Annotated in this window: 17 protein-coding genes; 13 read left to right on the forward strand and 4 right to left on the reverse strand. The window is 67.1% G+C overall.

All coding sequences use genetic code 11. The annotated features are described in order from the left end of the window. The first annotated feature begins 115 nt into the window (after positions 1 to 115). Both SNAS_RS37420 and SNAS_RS34940 read left to right on the forward strand, forming a co-directional pair. The gene (locus SNAS_RS37420) at positions 116 to 448 is read left to right on the forward strand and encodes a PadR family transcriptional regulator (RefSeq protein WP_083787000.1); all 333 of its coding nucleotides are present in this window, start codon (positions 116 to 118) and stop codon (positions 446 to 448) included. A 12-nt stretch (positions 449 to 460) separates the two neighbouring features. After that, complete coding sequence (locus SNAS_RS34940; protein ID WP_013015747.1) at positions 461 to 1,204, forward strand: hypothetical protein; 744 nt, start codon at positions 461 to 463, stop codon at positions 1,202 to 1,204. Positions 1,205 to 1,288: 84 nt separating this feature from the next. Here SNAS_RS34940 and SNAS_RS34945 read toward each other — a convergent pair whose 3' ends face one another. Together SNAS_RS34945 and SNAS_RS34950 are read right to left on the reverse strand one after the other, a co-directional pair. Beyond that, entirely contained in the window at positions 1,289 to 2,143 is an 855-nt protein-coding gene (locus SNAS_RS34945) for a hypothetical protein (protein ID WP_013015748.1), read from the reverse strand. Between the two features lie 489 nt (positions 2,144 to 2,632). Beyond that, on the reverse strand, positions 2,633 to 3,310 hold the full coding sequence (locus SNAS_RS34950) for a hypothetical protein (RefSeq protein ID WP_013015749.1): 678 nt from the start codon (positions 3,308 to 3,310) through the stop codon (positions 2,633 to 2,635). Between the two features lie 786 nt (positions 3,311 to 4,096). Here SNAS_RS34950 and SNAS_RS02305 point away from each other — a divergent pair. The 5 genes from SNAS_RS02305 to SNAS_RS02325 all read left to right on the forward strand — a co-directional run bounded on the left by SNAS_RS02305 (position 4,097) and on the right by SNAS_RS02325 (position 11,944). Next, positions 4,097 to 5,596: an alpha/beta hydrolase gene (locus SNAS_RS02305; protein ID WP_013015750.1), complete on the forward strand. Its 1,500-nt coding sequence runs from the start codon at positions 4,097 to 4,099 to the stop codon at positions 5,594 to 5,596. 182 nt (positions 5,597 to 5,778) lie between these two features. Beyond that, positions 5,779 to 6,150 carry a hypothetical protein gene (locus SNAS_RS02310; RefSeq protein ID WP_144300372.1) on the forward strand — a complete coding sequence of 124 codons (372 nt, stop codon included), beginning with the start codon at positions 5,779 to 5,781 and terminating at the stop codon, positions 6,148 to 6,150. A gap of 51 nt (positions 6,151 to 6,201) precedes the next feature. Next, complete coding sequence (locus tag SNAS_RS02315) at positions 6,202 to 9,312, forward strand: AfsR/SARP family transcriptional regulator (RefSeq protein WP_211207310.1); 3,111 nt, start codon at positions 6,202 to 6,204, stop codon at positions 9,310 to 9,312. Between the two features lie 91 nt (positions 9,313 to 9,403). Then, complete coding sequence (locus tag SNAS_RS02320; protein WP_013015753.1) at positions 9,404 to 10,549, forward strand: serine hydrolase domain-containing protein; 1,146 nt, start codon at positions 9,404 to 9,406, stop codon at positions 10,547 to 10,549. Positions 10,550 to 10,576: 27 nt separating this feature from the next. Further along, positions 10,577 to 11,944 carry a serine hydrolase domain-containing protein gene (locus SNAS_RS02325; RefSeq protein WP_013015754.1) on the forward strand — a complete coding sequence of 456 codons (1,368 nt, stop codon included), beginning with the start codon at positions 10,577 to 10,579 and terminating at the stop codon, positions 11,942 to 11,944. A 21-nt stretch (positions 11,945 to 11,965) separates the two neighbouring features. On the opposite strand, the gene bioB is transcribed toward SNAS_RS02325, so the two are convergent. Further along, positions 11,966 to 13,030 (reverse strand): biotin synthase BioB, encoded by a 1,065-nt coding sequence (gene bioB, locus SNAS_RS02330; RefSeq protein WP_013015755.1) that lies wholly within the window; start codon positions 13,028 to 13,030, stop codon positions 11,966 to 11,968. 97 nt (positions 13,031 to 13,127) lie between these two features. Between bioB and bioA the strand changes: the two genes are divergently transcribed. The 3 genes from bioA to bioD are packed head-to-tail and all read left to right on the forward strand — an operon-like array spanning position 13,128 to position 16,221. Continuing rightward, positions 13,128 to 14,456, forward strand: a complete 1,329-nt coding sequence (gene bioA, locus SNAS_RS02335; protein WP_013015756.1) for an adenosylmethionine--8-amino-7-oxononanoate transaminase — start codon at positions 13,128 to 13,130, stop codon at positions 14,454 to 14,456. Further along, the gene (locus SNAS_RS02340) at positions 14,453 to 15,565 is read left to right on the forward strand and encodes an 8-amino-7-oxononanoate synthase (RefSeq protein WP_013015757.1); all 1,113 of its coding nucleotides are present in this window, start codon (positions 14,453 to 14,455) and stop codon (positions 15,563 to 15,565) included. The genes bioA and SNAS_RS02340 overlap by 4 nt, the downstream gene beginning before the upstream one ends. After that, positions 15,562 to 16,221 carry a dethiobiotin synthase gene (gene bioD / locus SNAS_RS02345; RefSeq protein ID WP_013015758.1) on the forward strand — a complete coding sequence of 220 codons (660 nt, stop codon included), beginning with the start codon at positions 15,562 to 15,564 and terminating at the stop codon, positions 16,219 to 16,221. The genes SNAS_RS02340 and bioD overlap by 4 nt, the downstream gene beginning before the upstream one ends. On the opposite strand, the gene SNAS_RS02350 is transcribed toward bioD, so the two are convergent. Further along, positions 16,128 to 17,360 (reverse strand): cytochrome P450, encoded by a 1,233-nt coding sequence (locus SNAS_RS02350; protein ID WP_425281033.1) that lies wholly within the window; start codon positions 17,358 to 17,360, stop codon positions 16,128 to 16,130. The genes bioD and SNAS_RS02350 overlap by 94 nt on opposite strands. A gap of 128 nt (positions 17,361 to 17,488) precedes the next feature. Between SNAS_RS02350 and SNAS_RS02355 the strand changes: the two genes are divergently transcribed. From SNAS_RS02355 to SNAS_RS02365, 3 genes are all read left to right on the forward strand, one after another. Further along, positions 17,489 to 17,917 carry a PRC-barrel domain-containing protein gene (locus SNAS_RS02355; RefSeq protein WP_013015760.1) on the forward strand — a complete coding sequence of 143 codons (429 nt, stop codon included), beginning with the start codon at positions 17,489 to 17,491 and terminating at the stop codon, positions 17,915 to 17,917. Between the two features lie 187 nt (positions 17,918 to 18,104). Further along, complete coding sequence (locus tag SNAS_RS02360) at positions 18,105 to 18,860, forward strand: PE-PPE domain-containing protein (protein WP_013015761.1); 756 nt, start codon at positions 18,105 to 18,107, stop codon at positions 18,858 to 18,860. A 147-nt stretch (positions 18,861 to 19,007) separates the two neighbouring features. Next, positions 19,008 to 19,979: a helix-turn-helix transcriptional regulator gene (locus SNAS_RS02365; RefSeq protein ID WP_013015762.1), complete on the forward strand. Its 972-nt coding sequence runs from the start codon at positions 19,008 to 19,010 to the stop codon at positions 19,977 to 19,979. The last annotated feature ends 84 nt before the right edge of the window (positions 19,980 to 20,063 follow it).

The following is a 20,063-nucleotide window of genomic DNA, read 5'->3' on the forward strand; positions in this document are numbered from 1 at the left end:
TGCCGGATTCAGGCCCGAGCTAACTGTACTCAACGGTGCCGTCCACCAACCAGGCCAAAGGGCGGCGTACACGGCCCTCTCGACTTGTTTTACCTAGGTAAAGTAAGATGTAGTTATGTCGTGGCCGTTCCGAATTACAGCGCCTCTGCTAGACGTGCTTGAAGTGCTCGTCGAATCAAGGGAGGAGCTGCATGGTTGGGCGATCATGAAGGCCACCAAGAGATCTGGGCCTTCGATTTACCAGGTTCTTGAACGTCTGCGCAAGGCAGAGTGGGTTACTTGTCGCTGGGAGGATCGTCCACCAGACGAAAGCCGGCCTCGGCGCCGCTACTACCGACTGACGGGGACCGGAGCGGCTTCCGCGCGAGCGGTCCTGGCCGAGCGGCGCCCTGATCGATCTGCCAGTTACGCAGCCGACTCGACAATCCCCCTGGGACATCAGATCTAACGGGATAGCTGAATGCGGCCCACCATCTTGAGTTCGATTCTTTCTCTTATCGTTGGGGGACTAGTGTTTCCGGACCTTCGTGACATCGCGGAATGGGCGGCTCGCCGTCTGGTCAAATGGGCAGCGCCGAAATGGACTGACGACGAGACCGAAGCTGAGGCACTGTATGAGGATTGGCAAGCGGTCATCGAAGACCGGCCGGGAGCCATTTTGAAACTGGTCACTGCCACGGGGTTCTGCGTTTCGGCTGCCACGCGTAGCTATGGCCGAGTAGTCAAAAGTGACTATCGGGAAGCATTCAAGGACCAGCCAAGCTTCGCAACAGGATTGCTTCGCTTGTGGAAGATCCGCGGCGACCGTATGCAGCGCGAGGTGACGATCGTGATAATTAAGCGCGCGCTGGGGAACCAGCTGACTTACCGCCAACGCTTCACTAACGCCGTTCTCGTGCTTGGGTTCCTTGGTTCGTTCTTTGGATGGATTTGGTTCTGCATCGGTCACAATCGAGTCGACAACCAAACTGTCTCCAATGGTACGACGATTGTTGCGGCGACATATCTTGTGTTGTGGTGGCTGCTTCGTCGTCGGCGCCGGAAGAAGTTCTCGCAGGTTTCAGACCCGGCTGTGGCTCTTACCTGCTCGTCAGAAGCCGTATTCACAATGAAAGACCCACGCTCTGGCCGCGAGGTCATGGTCACCATTCGTGAGATCCCCGAAACCACGCCAGGAGGGCTTTCCGCGGGCAACCCAGGGTAGGAGGGACGACGTACCAGGAGGTTGGATGTCGGTCCGCGGGGCTGTAGATGTGCGGATGGCGATCGGCAGCCCCGCGGTACTGCTTTAGGTAGCCGGCTTGTCGGTTTGCTGGAGGATTTCGAGGTAACGGTTGCGGAAGTAGTGGATGAGGCGGGAATCGGTGGTGCCGAGGATGAGGGTTAGCGGCCAGATGATCAGTTTGGCGTGGCGGGCAAGGTATATGCCGATGTGGGTGATGCTGTTTGCGGGTGCGAGGAACGCGTAGTGGAGTGTTTGACTGATCCAGTCACGTGCGTGGTGTGCCGGGTGGCGACTGGTCTTGATGTCGATGAGGGTTGAGCCGATGATGAGGTCGGCGATGGCATAGTCCTCGGTTAGGACTGGGGCGACTTGGATCTGTCCAGGGATAGCTTGAAACTGCTGACGCCCATGGTGGTGATAGGCATCCGAGAGCTTCGCTAGGGCGTCGGGGTAACGCTCAACGGCAGTGGAGTTCCACCTGCTGTCGGATCGGATACTGACTGCGGGCCGATACTGGAGTTGCTGCTGTATCCATTGTCGATGTTTTGCAAGGTCCCAGCAATAGGTTAGCCGCATATCCTCCGGTGAGACGTGTATGTCATGTGATGACGCTGCAGTCAGCGGTTGCGGGTTGTTGCGGGGACGTCTTGTTGACGGTGCCGTGGTGGTGGCTCTATCGAAGGTGTGGGCTCTGATCAGCGCCTCATAGGGTGTGGCGGGGGCAAGATCGATGCCGATGGTGAATTCGACTGCCCATCCCAAGCGGGTCGATTCGATAACGGAATCGGCGACGTGGAACGTGGGGTTGGCTGTGGCGGCGTGGATCTGGCGTACGGCGATGTCAGCGCCTGGCGCGAGATCATCGAAGCATTCACGCAATCGAGGGTCGGTACGCGGGCGCCGGAATGAGCCGGTCATGATGGTTCTCCTCTTAAAGCTTGGTCCATACGTCTAACGTGCCGGCTCTCTGCAGACCGGTGGTGTCACCAGTACTGCGGAATACCAGCGGCGCGACCTTCATGGCAGCACCCACACGGTTACCACGAGATCAACCCACAATGGATTGCCATGATCGTGTGCAAGCTCCATGAACGATCACGCAAGACCGCAACGAAAGATGAGGTGATGAGAGATGAGAATGCGTTGATTCAAAATACGCCGAATAAGCTATTCAAAGTTAAGAGGAGAGAGTTCGAAGACGGTAAGATGCGAATGTCTTATCTAAGAATCGTTGATGTATCTGTGCGCTTATCTATTCTTGCTTCTATATGTTTGACTTAGGCGTAGTGTTATATGTTGCGGCGGCCCCTAGAATACCAGATCAGCGGGGTTCGTGGGCTGTCCGTTGCCTCGCTGATCTAAGCCAGCACCGTTGGTGCCCACGGGAGTTTGCGTCCACTGAGGCTTCTATCGTGATCCGATCTTGCGGCGGAGTTTCCAGCTGCGGCCGTTGCTGACGTCGAAGCGTTCACTCCAGATGTTTTCTCCGTTGAGAAGGAACGTCAGGCCGCTACTCCAACGCAAGACGAGTTCTCCGAGGTTGAGTTGCCCAGCAAGGCGCTTAGCGATGTGGACGTCGCGGCGCCGATTGGGGTCTGCATGTGGGTTAGGCGCCGGGGCGGTGTCGAGCCATGCCGCAGCGCCAGGGCACGTGAAGATCAACCGGTGGCCGTAGTTGTCCCAATCGACGTGTGTGTAGTCAACGGCTTGTGCAAGCCACTTGGTGTACGCGTTTTCCCCAGCTTGCAGAGGTGGTTGCTTGAACTCGACGCCAAAAGCAACGTCCGGATCGGCCCACACTTGAGCATTTCGTGGACGCAGCATCGCATCCACACGCAGATGCTTGCCGCAGCAATGCGTGCCGCGAACTTCTCTGTCGATGACAAACCACGGCTCCAGCCTGGCGAGAACCCTGTCCGCCAGAGCCTTCTCCGAAGCAAAGCCCCTCAAAGGAAGCTCAGCATCGTATGGCTGGCTGCGGGGAGGATCGGCAAACGGATTGGCTTCCCAGTCCACCAATGGTACGAACGGACCGGCTTGTGCACCGCGGATACGTTGGCGCTCGGACTCAGGGATGTCATACATCGCTCAATGTTGCCGCCCCACGGCGAAGACGCCAAGCGACAGATTCACAGCAGTTCAATAGCGTGCATCCCACGAACAAGGTCGTAGCGAACTTTCTCGGCATGGCGGCATCTACGCAATGCTCGGCCTTTGCTCATCCTTCACCGGACACATCCACAAAACGGCGGTCGGCCACCGAGGAGCCACCGAACAGGAGACTGCCACACACCGCAAGCACCGGCCAATCCAATCTTACAAAAACCATAGTGGATAGATACAGGTCTGCACGAGCGGTAACGCCGCCAAAATGCCGACATGCCGCGGGGTTCCTCGCTGCATATCGGCATGGCTTTCCTCAGGGCCCGGAGGGGCAATTACACAGGACTTCCACGCTGACAGCGGTTGCTCGGTAGTTGCTCAGTGGTTCTGAGAGGGTCTGGCATTTGGTGGTACTGGATGGTATCGCCGGGCTTCGAAGTTGGCGGTTGTCGGGATAGAACGGTACACAGTGCTACTGTCTAACATCAATTGTCCTTTGAGGAAGGTACTTTTAATCCGTAGGTTCCGGGTTCGAGCCCCGGGGGGCCCACCAAAAGTCTGGCCTGTCGCAACGTTCATTCCATGCTCGGTTGAAGTTGCGGGGCTCATCATTTCCGTGTCTAAAGTGGCGGCTTCCTGGTGTTCCGGGAGGTCGCCGCGTTGTGGGCGGCGGTTGCGTCTTCTTGGGGAAGGGCGGTATGGTCGTTTCATGCTTTCACTAGTTAACTAGTGAAAGCATGAATGTACTCACCCCGAAAGGATGTTGATGTGAGATCCCGCTACCTGTGGGCCGCGGCTGTCGCGGTCGTGGTCGCGTCGGCCGTGACCGTCGTATCGGTGACGGCCAATGCCGAGGACGGCCGTGGCAGTGTCGATTGGAAGCCTTGCCCGGACGACGAGAAGGTTAAGTGCGCGTCGATCACAGTGCCCTTGGACTGGTCGAATCCCGATGGGGAGGAGATCGACATCGCCCTGGCGATGCAACCGGCGACCGAGCCGGAGTCGCGGATTGGGTCGATATTGATGAATCCCGGCGGCCCCGGTGGATCGGGCGTCGACAAGGTCGCCAGCGGTCTTCCCATCGTCGGTGAAGAGGTGGCCAAACGCTTCGACGTCGTGGGATTCGACCCGCGCGGCGTCAACAAGAGCACACCGATCAAGTGCGACGCCGCGTTGGCCGAGGAAGCGAACAAGATGGCCATGCCCACCAATCAGGACGAGTTCGACAAGGTCGCGGACGTGAACCGGCGGCTGGCCGAGGACTGCCGTGAGCGCACCGGGCCGCTGTTCGACCACGTCGACAATCTCAGTGTGGTCGAGGACATGGACGCCATCCGGTCCGCCCTGGGGGAGGAGAAGCTGAATTTCCTGGGTTATTCGTACGGCACCTTGATGGGGCAGCAGTACGCCGAAAAGTACGGCGACCGGATCCGCACGATGGTCCTGGACTCGAACATGGATCACAGCCTCGCGACCCCCGGCGAGTACATGGAAACCGGCACGGCCGCGTTCGAAGAGAACTTCGTCGCGTTCGCCGACTGGTGTGACACGACGAAGGACTGCGCCCTGAATGGCGATGGCACCCGCGATGTCTACGCCAAGCTGCGCGAATCCGCCAAGGCCGGGGAGCTGACCGACCCCAAGACCGGTGACCCGATCGACTTCGAGGCCCTGTCGCTCATCGCCTTCGCGGCCAACAACCCCGAAATGTGGGACAAGCTCGACGACCAGTTGAAGGCGCTGCGGGATCACAAGCCTTCAGCGACTGAGAAGTTGGCCGAACCCGAGGAAGTCAATGAACCCTTCCAGCCGATCTGGTGCCAGGACTGGGATTACCAGGTCAAGGACTTCGAGGACTGGCGGTCGCTCAACGCCGATGTCGCCGAACGCCATCCCAATGTGGAATCGTCGCCCTACAACCGCAATCTGCTCAGCTGCGTCGGATACCCCGGGGAAACCACCAATCCGCAACGGCCGTTGGAGATCGATGACGCGCCCTCGATGCTGATGGTCGGCTCTCGGCATGACCCCTCGACGCCATACCCATGGTCGACAACCGCGGCCCGGCAAAGCGGCGCGTCCTTGGTCACCTATGAGGGTTACGGTCATGGCTTGTATGGATTCGCGGGCGATTCGGACTGCGTGAACAAGGCGGTGGAGTCCTACCTGATCGACCAGACCACGCCTGCCGACGATCTGACGTGTCCCGCGGACGGCAAATCGCGCACCACAACCGGGTTGACCGACGGATCACCGGGACCGTTCTGACAACTTTGTGCTCCACACAAACGTTGGAGGGCCGCCCTGGGGCGGCCCTCCGTGCCGGGAGCGGGGGGTTAGCTGGTGTATTCCTCGTCGATGACGCCGTCGCCGTCTTCGTCGAAGCCGGTACGAACCTAGCGAGTGGGCTTCAGCGTTATGACGAGTCGATCGCTTTACGGGAAGAGGCAGTGGAGCTGTTGAGCCGCAACGGTTGGACGCAGGATGCGACGGTGGGGCATGAGGTCGCCGCGATCCTCAAGGCGCGGGGCCGTCCGCTGGTCGATGCCAACTGTTTGGCGCAGGCGGCTCGGGCGCATCTGTTGGGTGAGCGGGCGGAGCGGGTTCTGGAACCGGCTGAGCGGGCGTTGGAGCTCATCGGTGGGCTGCGGGCTCGGGTGGAGATGGAGCTCGTGGCCACCTTGGGTGAGGCGTTGGCTCGCCTTGGACACCGGGAGCGGGCCGAGAGTTGTTTGCGTCGGGCCTTGGAGCTCAGTGAGGTTCACGAGGATGCCGCTGAGGGGGAGCGGGTGTGGGGTGCGTTGTCGCGGTTGCGGGGATGATCATCGGCCCGACGTCTTCATGGTGCGGCCCCGAGCGGTTTTAATGGGGGCGTGAATGATGTCGACGGGATTCGGGTGGCGGTGCTGGGGCCCGTGCGGGTCTGCGTCGGCGGGGTGCCGGTCGAGGTCTCGGCCGGGCGGGTGCGGTTGCTGCTGGCGCGGTTGGCACTGGCCCGGGGGCGGGTGGTGACCGCTGAGGTGCTGATCGAGGAGCTGTGGGGCGGGGAGCGGCTCTCAGACGCTGTGAATACCTTGCAGGCGTTGGTTTCGCGGTTGCGCAAGGTGGTGGGGGCCTCGGCGGTGGAGCTGGTGGGTGGCGGGTATCGGTTGGCGGCGGCGGTGGACGCGGAGCGGTTCGAGGAGTTGGCCGCGCGGGGGCGGCGGGAGTTGGGGGCAGGGGAGGTCGCGGCGGCTTTGGTGAGTGTGGACGCGGCCTTGGGGTTGTGGCGTGGCCCGGCGTTGGGGGATTTGGCGGATGTGGGGTTCGTGCGGGCGGCGGCGGGGCGGTTGGCGGAGGCGCGGCTGCGGGCCGTGGAGGATCGGTTCGAGGCCGCGTTGCGGTTGGGGCGGCACGGGGACGTGTTGGGAGAGCTGGCGGGCGCGGTAGCGGAGCACCCGGTGCGGGAGCGGTTGGCGGCGTTGCGGATCCGGGCGCTGTACGAGGTGGGGCAGCAGTCGGAGGCCTTGGCCGCGTACGAGCGGGTGCGGGCGGAGTTGGGGGAGCGGTTCGGGGTGGATCCCGGGGCCGAGTTGCGGCGGGTGCACGTGGCGATGTTGCGCGGCGAGCTGGAACCGTTGCTGGAGCGGCCGAAGCCGGTGCCGGGGCGGTTGCCCGCGCAGCTGACGAGTTTCGGGGGCCGGGACGCGGAGTTGGCGACGTTGGCGGGGGCGCTGGCCGAGGCTCGGCTGGTGACGGTGGTGGGGCCCGGCGGTGTGGGCAAGACGCGGTTGGCGGTCGAGGCGGCGGGACGGCTCGACGCGCACGAGCGGGGGCGGGTGTGGTTCGTGCCGTTGGCCGGGGCGGCGGGGGACGTCGGTGGCGCGGTGCTGGGGGTGCTGGGTGCCGAGCGGGTGCGGCCGGGCGGGGGCAAGGGGCTGGATCAGCTCGTGGAGTTGATTGGTCCCGAGGCGGCGGTGCTGGTGCTGGACAACTGCGAGCATGTGGTGGCCGATGCCGCCGACTTCGCCGGGGCGCTGCTGGAACGGTTGCCGCTGTTGACGATCCTGGCCACCAGCCGGGAGCCGCTGGCGATCACGGGGGAAGCGTTGTGCCGCTTGGAGCCGCTGGGCTTGCCCAGCGGGGTCGCGATGGCGGCGGAGTCGGCGGCGGTGCGGTTGTTCGTGGAACGGGCGCGGGCGGTGCGGCCGGGGTTCGCGTTGGACGAGACGACGGCGGGACCGGTCGTCGACATCTGCCGCAGGCTGGACGGACTGCCGTTGGCGCTGGAGCTGGCGGCGGCTCGGTTGCGGGCGATGCCCCTCACCGAGATCGTGAGTCGGCTGGACGACCGGTTCCGGCTGCTCGCGTCGGGAAGCCGGACAGCGTTGCCACGGCATCGGACGCTGGCCGGGGTGGTGGAGTGGAGCTGGGAGTTGCTGACCGGGCCGGAGCAGCTGCTGGCCGCGCGGTTGTCGATCTTTCCGGGCGGCGCGACGGTCGCCGCGCTCGAGGAGGTGGCCTCCGACGAGACGGTGCCGGTCGGGGAGGTCGTCTATGTTCTCGGGTCGCTGGTGGAGAAGTCGCTGGTGCACTGGGACGGGCAGCGGTACCGGATGCTGGAGACGATTCGCTCGTTCGCGGGCGAGCGGCTGGATGACGCCGAGGGCTTCGGTGCCCGGTTCACGCGGTACTTCGCGGCGGTGGCCGAGGAGCAGGAGCCCCGGTTGCGGTTGGCCGAACAGCTCGACGCGTTGCGCTGGTTCGACACCGAGTACGACAACCTGGTGGCGGCGCTGCGAGCGGCCATCGACGGACGTGTCGCGGACGTGGCGGCGCGGCTGGTCGGGGCGGTGCAGTGGTACTGGCACACCATGCGTTTCGACGCCAGGTCGGACGGGTTCGTCGCCGAGGTGCTCGACTTCGGGGAGGCGCTTCCCGATCACAGCCGGGCGGCGCTGGCCCTGTCATGGATGCTCACCGACGACACGTCGGCCGCCGATCCCGAGCGGCTGCGATCGGCTATTGAGGACTGTGTGAGTACCGGTGCGCTGGAACGGTATCCGACGTTGCTGTTCCTGACGGCACCGATGGCCTACTTCATGGGGCAGGTCGAGCTGGCCGAGCGGCTGCTGCGCGGCGCCGAGGAACGTTCGCAGCCGTGGTCGGCGGGCATCGCGGCCTGGGCGCGGTCGGTGTTCCGCGCCGACCAGGGCGACTGGGCGGGCGCGGCGGCACTGCGGCTGCGGGCGTTGCGCCAGTACGAGACTGCGGGCGACCGGGTCGGGCTGGCGTTCATCCTCGGCAGGGTCGCGCAGGACCACGCACTGCGGGGCGAGCACGACGAGGCGATCGCGGCTCTTCAGCGGTGTGTGGTGCTGGCGGCCGAGATCAGTTCGGCGGAGGAGATCTCGTACCGGTCCCGGCTGGGCGCGCAGCGGTCGCGGGCCGGGGACGCCGACGGGGCCCGGCGGGAGCTGGACGTCGCGCTGCGGCAGGCGATCGAGCGCGGGCAGCCGCAGCTGCGGATCGAGCCGCTGGTGGGCCTGGCCGACCTGCACCGCCGCGCGGGGGAGGCGGATCGCGCCGATGCGCTGCTCGCCGAGCTGGAGACGCTGGTGCGGGGCCTGGCCGGGGCCGAGCAGACCGCCGCAGCCGTCATCGCGCCGGTCCGGATGGCACTCCGGCTCGACACCGGTGACGCGAAGGCGGCGGAGACACTGCCCGTGGTGGCCGCGACCGGAACCCTCGCCCGGGACCTGGCGGCCCCAGCCGCCGAACTGTTGGCCCGGCTGCGTTTCCGGGACGGCGACCCGGAGGGGGCCGCGGTCGCACTGGGGATGAGCCAGGTCATCCGCGGCGTCCTGGATCGCGGCGACCCGGAGTTGCGGGCACTGACGGACGCACTCGTCGCACGGCTCGGCGCCGACGGCTACGCGGCGGCGTTCCAACGGGGCGCGGAGCTGCCACGGGACGAGGCGCTGCGCCGCGTCGGCACGTTCTGACAACCGCTGTCAGCCGTCTTTCAGAGCCCGGTCAGTGCGCCCGGGCAGGGTGAATCCGACGCGATCACCCCGCTTGAGGAAGGCATCGAACATGGCGGACGACAGATACGACAGGATCCAGGCGGCACTGGACCGGGTGGTGGCCGACGGCAGCGCCCCCAGCGCCGTCGCCCACCTCAAGGACGGCGACGGCACCTGGTTCGGTTCGGCCGGGGTCGCCGACCTGGAGACAGGACGCCGCCGCGACCCGAAGGACCGGTTCCAGGTCGGCAGCATCGGCAAGGCGTTCACGGCCACCGCGCTGCTGACGCTGGAAGCAGAGGGAGTGCTGAACCTCGACGACACTGTGGACACCTGGTTGCCGGGAGTGATCCGAGGCAACGGCAACGACGGCACCAGGATGACCCTCCGGCAGCTGCTGTCCAACACCAGCGGCCTGGGTACGACCGGCCTGAGCCCCGAGATCGTGCGCCGCTACCACACCCGGTCCGGGTTCGCCGAGAACCGTTACCACGTCTGGACAGTGGACGAACTGATCCGGGTGCAGCTGGACATTCCGGCGGTGTTCGCGCCCGGCGAGGGCTTCTCGTACGCCAACGGCGGCTTCCAGATCGCCGGGGCGGTCATCGAGAAGGCCACCGGGCGCAGTTACCAGCAGGAGATCGACCGGACCGTCATCCAACCGCTCGGACTGCCCGACACGTACACACAGGACCTTTCCGAGTCGCGGTTCCGGGGCCAGCACTGCAAGGCCTACTCGAAGGGACTGTTCATCAGGGACGACGTCGACCCCGACATTCTCACCGCCGAGAACTACCAGTCGCTTCTGGAGGAACCGGCCGGCGATCCGCTCGACATCACCGAGCGGACCTACTTCGAGGGCGCCGCCGGTTGCGTCGTGTCGACCACCGGCGACCTGCTCACCGTCGCCGAGGCGCTCATCACCGGCTCGCTGCTGCCCACCGACCAGCATCGCGCTATGTGGACGACCGTCGCCACCGCGAACTGGCTCCCCAACGCCCGTTACGGTCTCGGGGTGTCGCAGTGGCGGCTGGCCGACGGCCGACAGCTGCACGTCATGTCCGGGATGACCGGCGGCACCGCCTGCCTGGCGCTGGGCACTCCCGACGGCGAGACCGTCCTGGCCACGCACGTCAACGGCGACTGGAACTGGTACCTGGCCTTCTACCAGATCGCTGAGGCCGTGTTCGGTTCCCCGTTCGACGTTTCCGAGTAGGATCCGACAGTCTTGAGAGGATCATCAATGTCTGAACTCGACACACTGGCGGACCGCCTCGGCGCCAGGCTCACCGAACTGATCGCCGAGTGCTCGACACCCGGTGCGGTCCTCGGCGTCTACTCCAAAGGGGAGTTCACCGAACGCGGTGCGGGTGTCCTCAACACCCGCACCGGTGTCGAGGTGACCCCCGATGCGGTGTTCCAGATCGGTTCCATCACCAAGGTCTGGACGGCCGCGCTGGTGATGCGGTTGGTGGAGGCGGGCGAACTCGACCTCGACGCGCCCGTGCGCAGCTATCTGCCGAAGTTCCGGCTGGCCGAGGAATCGGCCGCCGCGAGCATCACCACCCGGCAGCTGCTGAGCCACACCGCCGGATTCGAGGGCGACATCTTCACCGACACCGGCCCCGGCGACGACAGCCTCGCCAAGTTCGTCGACCTGCTCCACGACGCGCCGCAGGTCTTCGAACCGGGCGAACTGTTCTCCTACAACAACGCCGGATACTGCGTGCTCGGCCTGCTCGTGGAAACCCTGCGCGGCAAGCCATACCTCCAGTGCCTGCGCGAGGACCTCATCCAGCCGCTGGAACTCACCCACGCCGCCGTCGACGCGGCCGAGGCCATCCTGCACCGGGCCGCCGTCGGGCACTTCCAGCCGGACCCCGACCAGCCACCGCAGCCCGCCGGGGTGTGGGCCCTGCCCCGCAGTCTCGCGCCCGCGGGCTCGGCGCTGACGATGAGCGCCCGCGACCTGCTGACCTTCGCGCGGGCACTCATGTCGGACGACGGCGTGCTGGGCGGTGAGTCGATCCGGGCCATGCGGACCGAGCAGGTGCGGTTGCCCGTCCTGTGGGGCAACGAGGACGCGTGGGGGCTGGGCCTGCGGCTCACCCTTGTGGACGGTGTCACCGTGTGCGGCCACAACGGCGACACCATCGGCCAGCACGCGTTCCTGCGGTTCGTACCCGAACGGGACCTCGCGGTCGTGTTGCTCACCAACGGTGGCGAGGTCGCGGCGATGTTCGAGGAACTGTTCGGCGAGACGCTGCGCGAACTCGCCGACGTCGAACCGCCCGCGTTGCCGGTCCCGGGCTCGGGACGCATCGACGCCAGTCGCTACCTCGGCAGTTACGGCAACGCGCTGATGACCGTCACCGTCAGCCAGGACGACGACGAGGACGTGTGGGCCGAGCTGGTGTACACGGGTGCCGACGGCATCGCGGTTCCACCGCAACGGTTCCAGCTGCTGCCGTACGACGGCGACACACTCGTCACCGCGCAACCGCAACGGGGCGTCCACCAGCCGCGCGCCTTCGTCGGCGCCGACGAACACGGCCGGGCACGGTTCCTCCATATGGGACGCGCCCTGGCCCGGTTGCCCGAGACGCCGTGACCGCCGCGCCCCCGACCCGCCTCAGGCGTTGGGGGCGCGATCGGTTCCGGGGCCGCGCTTGCGGGCGTTCACCAGGTCGACGCGATCGGCGGGCATGGTGGGCTCGTCGGCGCCCTCGACCCGGAAACCCGCGTCGGCGATCATCTCCAGGTCGGTCTTTCCCTCCGCCCCTTCGGAAGTCAGGTAGTCGCCGAGGAAGATCGAGTTGACGATGTGCAGGGCCAGCGGTTGCAGGCCGCGCAGGTGGATCTCGCGTCCGCCCGCCAGCCGCACCTCCACGTCGGGGTGGACGAACCGGGCGGCGGCGAGGATGCGCAGGCAGCGCCGGGGCGTCAGTTCCCAGGTACCGGCCAGCGGCGTCCCGTCGAACGGGATCAGGAAGTTCACCGGGACCGATTCGGATCCGATGTCGCGCAACGCGAACAGCACGTCCATGAGGTCGTCGTCGGTCTCGCCCATCCCCGCGATGAGACCCGAGCAGGCCGACAGTTTCGCCGCCTTGGCCTGGCCGACGGTGTCGACCCGGTCGGCGTAGTCGTGTGTGGAGCAGATCCCCGCGTACTGGTCCTCGCTGGTGTTCAGGTTGTGGTTGTAGGCGTCGACGCCCAGTTCGGACAGTCGCTCGGCCTGGCCGTCGCCCAGCAGCCCCAGGCACGCGCACACCTCCACCTGCGGGTTCTGCTCGCGGATCGCGGAGATGATGTCGCCGACCCGTTCCAGGTCGCGGTCGGTGGGGCCGCGGCCGCTGGCCACCAGGCACACCCGTTTGGCGCCGCCGCTGACTCCGGCCTGCGCGGCCGACGCGGCCTCGCCGGGTTTCAGCCAGGTGTACTTCAGGACGTCGGCCTGGGAGCCCAGCCGCTGCGAGCAGTAGCCACAGTCCTCGGGGCACAGTCCACTTTTGAGGTTCACGAGATAGTTGAGCTTCACCCGATCGCCGAAGTAGCGGCGCCGCAACTGTCCGGCGGCGGCGACCACGTCCAGCAGGGCCTCGTCCGGGCTCGACAGCACCGAACCGATCTCGTCGCGCGTCGGAGTTTCACCCTCCAAACCTTTGTGTACCAACGATTCCAGTGTCGCCTTCATTGCCGTCACGGCCGCGTGCCCACCTTCCGAGGTCGCCTGAATACGCGTTAACGTATCCTCCAACAATAACTGTAGGAAATCTCTAAGAGGGAGCGCCATGGGAGAAACCGAGTCCGAGCGTTGGCGACGTCGGGACGCCGCGGCGGTATGGCACCCGTTCACGCAGCACAGCCTCTGGCTGGACGACGAACCCACCGTCGTGGACCGCGCCGAGGGTCCCTGGCTGTACGACGTGGACGGCAATCGCTACCTCGACGGGGTGTCCTCGTTGTGGGTCACCACCTTCGGGCACCGGGAACCCCGCATCGACGCCGCGATCCGGGACCAGCTCGACCGGCTCGACCACGCGACCTTCCTGGGTGCCACCCATCCGGTGGGGATCGAACTGGCCGAGCGGCTGCTGGCCGTCGCGCCGCGCGGTGACCGGGAACTGTCCAAGGTGTTCTACGCCGGGGACGGTTCGTCCGCCGTCGAGGTGGCCCTGAAGATGGCCTACCAGTACTCGACCCAGACCAACGGGCCCCGGCCGCAGTTCATCCGGCTGTCGCAGGCATACCACGGCGACACGCTCGGGGCGGTGAGCGTCGGCGGTGTCGAACTGTTCCACGACACCTACCGGCCACTGTTGCTGAAGACCCTGGAACTGGGCTCGCCCGGCGTGCGGCGGCCGGGCCAGTCCGCCGCCGAACGCGCCGCCGAGTCCATCGAGGAACTGAAGCGACTGCTCGCCGAACACGGCGACCAGGTGTGCGCCCTCATCGTCGAGCCGTTGGTGCAGGGCGCCGCCGGAATGCTCACCCACCATCCCGACTTCCTGCGGGCCGCCCGCGAACTGACCGACGCGCACGGCGTCCTTTTGATCTGCGACGAGGTCGCCACCGGGGTGGGCCGGACCGGTCGCATGTGGGCCAGCCAGCACGCCGACGTCGTCCCCGACCTGCTGGTCACCGCCAAGGGGATCACCGGCGGCTACCTGCCGCTGTCGGCGGTGCTGACCACCCAGGCCGTCTACGACGCCTTCCTCGGCGCCCCGGCGCGGGCCCGCACCTTCTTCCACGGCCACACCTACACCGGCAGCCCGCTGGCCGCGGCCGCCGCGCTGGCCAACCTGCGGCTGATGGCCGAGACGAACCTGGTGGACCGGGCCGCTCGGCTCGGCGACCGGCTCGGGGCCCGGCTGGCGCCGCTGGCCGAGCACCCCGGCGTCGTCGAGATCCGGCGGCTGGGAACCATGACCGGCGTCGAGGTCCGCCCGCGCGGCGAACGCACCGGCGTAAGGGTGTGCCGATTCGCCCGAAACAGAGGAGTGTGGATCCGCCCACTTGGGGATACCGTGATCCTTATGCCCCCCTTGGGTTTGGAAGACACACAGGTTGACATGCTCGTGGACGCGTTGGCCGGGGCGCTCGACGAGGTGTACCGGTGATCTGGCAGTCCACCCTGGATAACAAGGCGAGACTGCGGCGAAACGCCGGTCTCGACCGCACGCTTCGGGTGCGCGCGGCGGACGATCCGCTCATCGACCTGGCCGGGAACGACTATCTCGGACTGGCCCGGCACCCGACGGTGACGGCTGCCGCCGCCGAGGCGCTGGCCGAGTATGGCCTGGGCGCGGGCGGTTCCCGGCTGGTGCGCGGCACCACCGACGCCCACGTCGCGCTCGAGAACCGGCTCGGGGAACTGCTCGGCGGTGCGGCCCTTGTGTACTCGTCGGGCTACCTGGCCAACCTCGGCGCCATCCGGGCGCTGTGCGACGCGTCCACGATGCTGGTGCGCGACGCGCACGCCCACGCCTCGCTCATCGACGGCTGCCAGTTGGCGGGCGCCCGGCTGGTCACCATGCCGCACAACGACATCGACGCACTCGACCGCATCCTCGCCGGGCATAACCGACGATCCGTGGTCGTGGTGGAGTCGGTGTACTCCGTGGACGGTGACCTGGCTCCACTCGCGGAACTGCACCGGGTGTGCCGCGCGCACGGCGCGATCCTGCTGGTGGACGAGGCACACGCCGTCGGCGTGCTGGGGCCCGGCGGCGCCGGAGCCTCCGCCGCGTCCGGACTGAAAGCCGCGTCCGACCTCGTCATCACCGCGACCCTGTCCAAGGCCCTGGGGTCGGCGGGCGGCGTGGTCGCCGGACCGGCCGAACTGCGCCGCCACCTCGTCGACACCGGCCGCACCTTCATCTTCGACACCGCGCCGCCGCCCGCCGTCGCCGCCGGGGCACTGGCGGCACTGGAACTGGCCGCCGCCGACGACGAACTGCGCGCCGAGGTGAGCCGTCGGGCGAGCGCCGCCGCCGAGCGGCTCGGCGTCGCGGCCCCGGCGGCGGGCGTGGTGTCGGTACCCGCGTCCGACCCGCACGCGGCACTGGAATGGGCGCGACGCTGCGCCGAGGCCGGGGTGGCGGTCGGCTGCTTCCGGCCACCATCCACACCAGACGGATCCTCCCGGTTGCGGCTCACCGTCAACGCCGGGATCCCCGTCGCGGACTTCAACAACGCCATCGATGTGATCGAAAGGGAGCGACCGTGATTCTGTCCTCGACCGGGCCGGTGATCGTCACCGGCACCGACACCGGAGTCGGCAAGACCATCGCCACCGCCGCGCTGGCGGTCGTGGCCCGGGCGGCGGGCAAGACGGTCGCGGTGGTGAAACCGGTGCAGACCGGCGACGACGATGACGCGGCGACGATCGAGAGACTGGCCGAACCCGACCAGGTCGCGACGCTGGCCCGGTTCCCCGACCCGATGTCGCCCTACGCCGCCGCCCGTCACCGGGGCCTGCCGCAGCTGCCACTGGCCGAAGTGGTCGAATTCGTCGCGGCCCTCGACAAGGACCTGATCCTCATCGAGGGCGCCGGTGGACTGCTCGTCCCGATGGGCACCTACAGCTGGACGATGGCCGAGTTGTGCCAGCAATTGAACGCCCCGGCCGTCGTGGTGGTCCGCGCCGGGCTCGGCTCGATCAACCACACCGCGCTGACGCTGGAGGCACTGCGGTCGCGGGGAATCCTGTCGTCGGTGATCATCGGCTCCTGGCCCCGGGTGCCCGGGCCGGTCGAGCAGGCCAACCAGATCGACCTGTCCGACATGTCCTACGGCCTGGCCGGGATCATCCCCGAGGGCGCCGGAAGCCTGTCGCCCGAGGAGTTCCGGGCCCGCGCCTCCGGCTGGATCCAGCCCTCCTGAACCCGCCGCACCACCAGCCGGTCCGGCATCCGGAACGACAGGTTCGCCGGACACCGCGGCTCCGCCTCCACCCTGGTGCCGCGCAGCAGCGGCGCCGACTCGGCCAGCACCACCTGGGCCTCCATGCGGGCCAGCTGGGCACCAGTGCACCGGTGCGCCCCGGCACCGAAGGCCAGATGCCGCCGGGAACCGCGCTGACCGGGCGCGAAGGCGTCACCGTCGGCGGCCACCCGCCGTCCCGCCTCGGCCAGCCACAACAGCACGCTGTCCCCGGCGCGAACCCCGCACCCGCCCAGGTCGGCGTCGACGGTGGCCGTCCGCCGCCAGCTGACGATCGGCGGCACCAGCCGCAGCCCCTCCTCGACCACCGACTCGGCGCTGACAACGCCCGCGACCAGGTCCTCCCGCACTCGCGGTTCGGCGGCGAGCCGGGCCAGCAGCAGCGTCAGGAACTGCGAGGTCGTCTCCTGCCCGGCGACCACCAGGAAGAACAACGCCGCCACCACGTGATCCTCGCCCAGGCCCTCGCGGTCGCAGTGCTCCCGCAGCCGCGCCACCAGCCCGGGGCCGGTGCGCGCCACCTCGCGCAGCCACCGGTGGTGTTCGCCGACCACGGTGGCCAGCTCCCGCTGCCGGGCGGTGTCCGGCCGCGCCCAGAACAGCTCCAAAGCGCTGCGGGAGAACAGCTTCACCACCGACACGTCGTCCACGGGCAGCTCGACGAGCCGGGCCAGCACCAACAGCGGGATATCGGCGGCGAGCCGCTGGTACAAATCGACCGAACGCCCGTCGCGCAGCTCGTGGACCACGCCGCTGACCCGTCGGCGCACCACCCCGGTCAGCCACGGCCGCAACGCCTCCACCCGCCGCGGGGTCATGGCGTCGGCGACGATCTGACGCAGCCCCGGGTGCGAGTCGGTGCCGTTGTTGGCCAGCGTCACCGGCAGCCGGAACCCGTGCGAGGCCAGGATCCGCAGCGCCGTGGCCGGAATCGGCGTCACCGCGTCCAGCGCGTTGGCGGGGGCGAAACCCGCCGGGTCGGTCAGCACCCGCCGCACCAGGGCCGGGTCGGCGACGACGACGTGACCGTCCTGCCGCCACACCGCCTCATCCCGACGGATCCGCCACAGCCGAAACAGGTCGCCGTCGGTCACGGACCGATCATAGACAGCGGCCCGAGGGGTGAATCCGGCCTCACACGGCACCGTCGTTTACCGTCCGGCGGGGCGGGTAACCCGGATACACGATCCCGATGGGAGGACGTGTCATGGCCAATGAAACCGCGACGCTGGTCCGGTTGCGTGACACCGGACTGACGCTCGCTCACGAAGAAGAGGACGTCCGTGGAATGACGGTCGTCGACCGCAACGGGGACGAGATCGGCCACGTCGAGGACCTGTTCATCGACGAAACGCAGCGCAGACTGCGGTTCCTGGAGATCGGTTCGGGCGGGTTCCTCGGCATCGGCAAGGAGAAGCGCCTGATCCCCGTCGACGCCATCACGCGCGTGGACGAACAGGTGCACATCGACCAGGAGCGGAGCCACGTCGCCGCGTCGCCGGGCTACGACCCGGAACTGACGCCGATGCCGGAACCGCCCACGATCGAGGAGATCTACGGCCACTACGGGTACATACCGTTCTGGGGTCCCGGTTACATGTACCCGATCTTCCCGTCCCGACGGCCCAAACGCTAACTGAAGGGGTATCGCCCGCCCCGTCGCGACTCGTTCGCGGCGGGGCGGTTTGGCGTGTCTGGGCAAGTCACAAGTGGGCCACTTGCGTGATATTGCCCTTACAGACGGTCTATGCCAGATTGACTTCACCCGCGTACTGAGTAGTCATAGCACTCAGGCTGACGCGAAAAGTCCAGAAAGGATTCAGATGAAGTTGCGTGCGAAGAAGCGCACGGTGGTGGCCGTCGTGAGTGGCGTGGCCGCCGCGCTGGCGGTCGTGGCGGGCGTGCAGGTCGCGCAGGCCGATGCCCCGCAGCACTACTACGTCGAGATCGGCGGCACCGGATCGTCGCTCAATGCCCCCGACTGCACCAAGACCTACGGGTTCGCCAACCAGAACCTGGGCGGCGCGGTCGCCGTCCCGATCTGTTACCCGGCCAGCTTCGGACCGCTACAGGGTGGGGACGGGACGATCCCGGCACCGAACGCTCCCCGCTACGACGAGAGCGTGAAGCAGGGCGTCGAGGAGACCCTCAAGCAGATCGGCGACATCCACCGCAACGACCCGGCCGCCACGATCACCGTCGTGGGTTACTCGCAGGGCGCCGACGTCGGCGACCGGGTGCTGGAGAAGATCGCCAACGGCGAGACCGAGATCCCCGCCGAGATCATGTCCGGCAAGCTGTACGCCGACCCGCGCCAGCCCGACACCGGGATCTGGGCCAAGGTCCCCGCCGGAACCAGCATCGAGGGCATCACCTCGCCCGGCGCCGGTCCCGTCGAGTTCCCCGGCATGACGGTGGAACGCCACTGCATCGCCAAGGACGGCGTCTGCGACGCGACCTCGCTGGACTCCTTCCGCGGCTACTTCCAGGACCACCCGAAGTACCCGGCCGAGGGCGGCATCATCCCCAGCACGATCACGGCCGCGCCCAACAACGAGGTCGTCTGGCACCAGCCTTGATTCCCGTAGATGATGATGGGCGGCACCCATCCCGTGGCAAGTCGGGGTGGGTGCCGTTTCGCGTCCTGTCGCGGATACGAGGTATGGCTTTTGGGGGCGGTGATGCTCTAACCTCACCTTGTCCACGCGTGAGGGTGAGTGTGCGAAATGTTCGACGTGTTTGACCCCGAATCGGACCACGGACGTGTCTATCAGGCCTTGGTGTCCGCGCCCCGCAGTACCGTCGACGCGCTCGCGAGGCGCACGCTGCTGTCGCCGAGCGCGATCCGCGACTCGCTGACGGAGTTGCAGCAGTTCGACGCCGTGACGCCCGTCGACTCCACCAAGGAGGTGTGGGAGGCCCGGCGTCCCGACCTGGTGGCGGCCGAGGCGATGCGGCAGTTCGGGGCCTGGCGCACCCAGCTGCTGGAGGCCGAGGAACGGCTGACCACGGCGTTTCGGTACGCGCGCTACGAGGAGACCAGCGCGATGGACTTCGAGATCCTCAAGGGCGCCGACGCGTTCTTCGAGCGTTTCAAGGTCCTGCAACCGTCGGCGCGCAGCCACGTGTGGGCCATCGACCGGCCGCCCTACTACTGGGAGCCGGACGAGATCCACCGGCAGGAACGCATGCAGATCGAACAGATGGCGGCGGGGATCACCTACCGCACCATCTATCAGGAGTCGGAGAGCGACTCGCCGGTCCGCAACGCCAGCATGGCCCGATCGGTTGCCAGCGGCGAGAACGCCCGCGTCCTGGCCCGGCCGCCGATCAAGATGACCATCATCGACTGTGAGGTCGGCGTCGTCGCCCTCGACCCGCCCGAGGGGGCCGAAGGTTCACTGTCGACACTCCTGGTGCGGCGGTCGACGCTGCTCGACGCGTTCTGCAACATCTTCGAGTCACTGTGGAGCCTGGCGGTTCCGGTCAACCTGGACCGGCAGAACCAGGAGCTCAGCAAGCGGGAGCGGGAGATACTCACCCTGATGGCTTCGGGTGCCGGAGACGACGCGATCGCCCGTCGACTGGGGGTGTCGCGCCGCACCATCGTCCGTCACATTGGACGACTGCTGGAGCATCTGGGTTCGACCACCCGGTTCCAGGCGGGCGCCCAGGCGGCGCGGCGCGGCTGGCTCTAGCCCGATTGGACAGCCGGATTGTCGTGATTGCGCCATGATCCCTTTTTGTGGCAACATCATGGCGGCTCGTCGCGTGTGAGTCGT

The organism is Stackebrandtia nassauensis DSM 44728, assembly GCF_000024545.1.
Classification (GTDB): Bacteria; Actinomycetota; Actinomycetes; order Mycobacteriales; family Micromonosporaceae; genus Stackebrandtia; species Stackebrandtia nassauensis.